This window comes from Paratractidigestivibacter sp. (assembly GCF_052362415.1).
Taxonomy (GTDB): domain Bacteria; phylum Actinomycetota; class Coriobacteriia; order Coriobacteriales; family Atopobiaceae; genus Paratractidigestivibacter.
In genome coordinates this window covers 1-2,944 of sequence record NZ_DAWEMK010000157.1, presented here as the reverse complement: position 1 = coordinate 2,944, position 2,944 = coordinate 1, and the positions used below count along the sequence as shown (strand labels likewise).

At 67.5% G+C, this 2,944-nt stretch carries 3 protein-coding genes and 1 tRNA gene; 1 reads left to right on the top strand and 3 read right to left on the bottom strand.

Annotation, left to right across the window (positions count from 1 at the left end; all coding sequences use genetic code 11):
- Together ACT84W_RS10265 and ACT84W_RS10260 are read right to left on the bottom strand one after the other, a co-directional pair.
- Positions 1 to 490 (bottom strand): DUF3662 domain-containing protein (locus ACT84W_RS10265; protein ID WP_444329138.1); only part of this gene is annotated, 490 nt, incomplete at its 3' end.
- Positions 477 to 2,252 (bottom strand): serine/threonine-protein kinase, encoded by a 1,776-nt coding sequence (locus ACT84W_RS10260; RefSeq protein ID WP_444329137.1) that lies wholly within the window; start codon positions 2,250 to 2,252, stop codon positions 477 to 479. The genes ACT84W_RS10260 and ACT84W_RS10265, both read right to left, overlap by 14 nt.
- Positions 2,253 to 2,366: 114 nt before the next feature.
- Between ACT84W_RS10260 and ACT84W_RS10255 the strand changes: the two genes are divergently transcribed.
- A tRNA-Leu gene (locus ACT84W_RS10255) sits at positions 2,367 to 2,453 on the top strand.
- A gap of 249 nt (positions 2,454 to 2,702) precedes the next feature.
- Here the strand turns inward: ACT84W_RS10255 and ACT84W_RS10250 are convergent.
- On the bottom strand, positions 2,703 to 2,897 hold the full coding sequence (locus ACT84W_RS10250) for a DUF6724 family protein (RefSeq protein ID WP_444329136.1): 195 nt from the start codon (positions 2,895 to 2,897) through the stop codon (positions 2,703 to 2,705).
- Positions 2,898 to 2,944 lie beyond the last annotated feature (47 nt).

Below are 2,944 nucleotides of genomic sequence, written 5' to 3'. Positions count from 1 at the left end.
CCACTGCGGGCATCGGCGCGGCACCCGGGCGAGCCTGGGCGCGGGGGCGCTTCGCGGCGCCGCCCATGCTGGAGTTCGCCCCCAGGAAGGCCATCTCCTCGGTGCGCAGGTCGGCGAGGGTGCGGGCGTCGACATTCTCCGCAAAGACGGCGAACTTGCCGCTCTTGAGCGTGGGGTCGACCATGAAGCGGACCAGCGGCTCGCCCACGAACGCGTAGCCCTTCTTTTGGGCCTCGGCTGCCACGTAGGCGGCCGTCTCGAAGGTGATCTTCTGGTAAAGCGGCCTCATGAGCGAGTCGTCGGAAGACGAAACGAGCACGGTGTACAGGGCGGGCGCGGTATCCACGCCGTCGATCTCGAACGTCTCGTTCTCCATCTCGCGGGCCGCGCGCTTGGCCAGCTTCTTGAACGAGAAGGGCTCGGTGTAGCCCTGCGGCGCCTCGCCGAAAATGGAGCCGATGCGGCCCTCGAACTCATTAAGGAAGCTCATCAGAATCCTCGCCTTCCTGGCCCAGGAAGAGCGGGCCTCTGAGGACGGTCAAAATGCACATAAACAAAAGACAGGTTACCGCAACGGCGCACGAGGCCAACTCGGCGACGCCCCATATACCGCCATTCTCCACCCGTGCGCGCAGCCACGCCGCGGCGATGAGCACGCCGGCGCCGAGCGCCTGGCCGACGATCCCCGAGGCGACGGTCCCCCTCATGGCCACGATGGACGAAAGCCAAGAAGCGCAGGCCGCGGCACCCGCGCAAAGCCAGGTGGCGGGGTTGGCGAGCGCCAGCAGCACGGCCGGCGTCGCCTGCTCGGCGGCAAATCCCGCCCCCACGACGCAGCCCATTATGGTTCCCATCAGGTATGTGAAGCCGCCGGTGGCAAGCGCCGCCAGCGGGTCGAGCGTGAAGCCCGCGAGCTGGGCCCCGGCATAGGGCTGGCCGCTCGCCCACGGGGCAAGAAGCGCCACCGACGCCATGCCCTCGCCGCGCCCGACCAGGCACCACCAGGCGACAAGCGCCGCGCCCACCGCCGACGCCAGGATGAACGACGAGCTCGCAGGCGAGGTGGTCGCGATGGCGAGGACCGAGAACGCCCCGCAGGTCAGCGTGGCCGACGGGGGCCAGATGGCCGCCAGCGCGCAGGACGCGGCGGCACCCGCGAGCCTCGTCGCCGCGGGAATGCCGGAGAAGCCGGGCAGCGCCGCCGCGGCGAAGGCCGCCACGGCGAGCGCGGGCAGGGCGCGCTCGACGACGGCCCACGCCTGCGGCATGCGCAGGTGGAAGGGGAGGTGGGCGCGGCCCCACTCGCCCTCGTCGACTTGGTCGTCCTTCTCGGACTGCTCGATGAGCTCGGCCAAGGAGGCCTGCCCCTCGGCCGGGTCGCCGAGCTTGGGCACAAGCTCGCAGGCGAGCTCGTCGACGGAGCTCGTGCGATCGGACGCCGTCGGGGCGAGTGCCCGTACGAGCGCGTCCTCGATGTCGAGGTCAAGGTCCGAGGCGTCTTTGCCGATGCGCGGCCCGCGGCGGATCTTTTCCAGGGACGCCCCCGCGCTTGCCGCGATGAAGGGGTTCTTGCCCGTGAGGGCTTGCCAGAGCACGGACGCGAGGCTAAAGACGTCGGCCCGCTCGTCCACAAGCATGCCCTCGATCTGCTCGGGGGGCATATAGCCCACGGTGCCCCCGCGCGCCCCTCCGTAGCCGGCCGCGGCGCCGAGCTCGGCCATGCCGAGGTCGGCGACCTTCACCGTGCCCATGCGGTCGATCATGATGTTCGTCGGCTTGATGTCCATGTGCAGGACGCGGTTCTCGTGCGCATAGGCGAGCGCGCGGGCGCACGACGAGAGGATGTGGGCGCACTCCTCGTGGGTGAGCCGGCCGCCCTCCACGCGGGCAAGGAGCTCGGCGAGGTTGAGGCCGTCGACGTACTCCATGATCAGGTAGGCGTAGCCGGCGTCCAGCTCGAAATCGATCACGCTCACGATGTTGGGGTGGGCGAGCAGGCATGCCGTGCGCGCCTCGGCGAGGACCTCGTCGACGGTCGAGGCGCCGATGCCGTCGGCGCTGTTGTCCACAAGCGGCATGCGCTTGATGGCGACGCGCCGCTGCAGCCGCGTGTCCCAGCAGGTGCACACGGTGCCGAAGCCGCCCGTGCCGCGCCGCGCCAAGACGCGGTAGCGGCCCAAGAGCAGGTTCTCGGGCTGCTGGGGCTGGTTCATGCTTCTGGTTACGAGCGGCGTTGAAGTCGGTGTGCCCACGGCGGCTCCTTGTGTGTTTGAGGCGTGTTCGACGTCAGCCGTGATATTCAACTATTCTAGCCAAAAAATCCCTTTACATAGTTTACGGGGTTTTGGTATCATCCATTCTTGCACGCGGGCGTGGCGGAATTGGCAGACGCGTACGGTTCAGGTCCGTATGAGAGCAATCTCATGAAGGTTCAAGTCCTTTCGCCCGCACCATGAATTGAAGAAGGCTCCCGGCTTCGGTCGGGGGCCTTTTTTTGTGCCTGGCGGGCCTTCTCCCCGTGCTTCTTGCTAGGTCCGGGCCCGTAATAGCTAACCCCCAAACGAGGGACGTTTTCGACCGTTTTCCATGCCAAAAACGTCCCTCGTTTGGGGGTTAGGAAGCCCGGCCCCTAGAAACGCCGCGGGCCAGATCCGCGGGCCCGGCCCTGAGTCGCGTCAGGTCGACCCCTGTCCGCCTAGGCCCTACTCGTCCTCGTCATCGTCGTCGAAGAGGCTCCAGTCGTCGTCGCTCTTCTCGTGGTTGAAGTACGTGGTCTTGGTCTTGCGCTCCATCACGACGGCGATGAGCAAGCACAGCACGATGCCCCCGAGCACGAGCGCGACGACGCCCGTCCGCGTGCCGAAGAGCCAACCAAAGAAGGCCTCGATCGCCTGCATGGATGCCTCCTGGGAGAGTTCACGTGGTTTTGCACGCACAGGTATAT

Excerpts from the sequence above, each read along its gene's own strand:
- ACT84W_RS10250 (WP_444329136.1), bottom strand. The coding sequence starts at position 2,897 with ATGCAGGCGATCGAGGCCTTCTTTGGTTGGCTCTTCGGCACGCGGACG.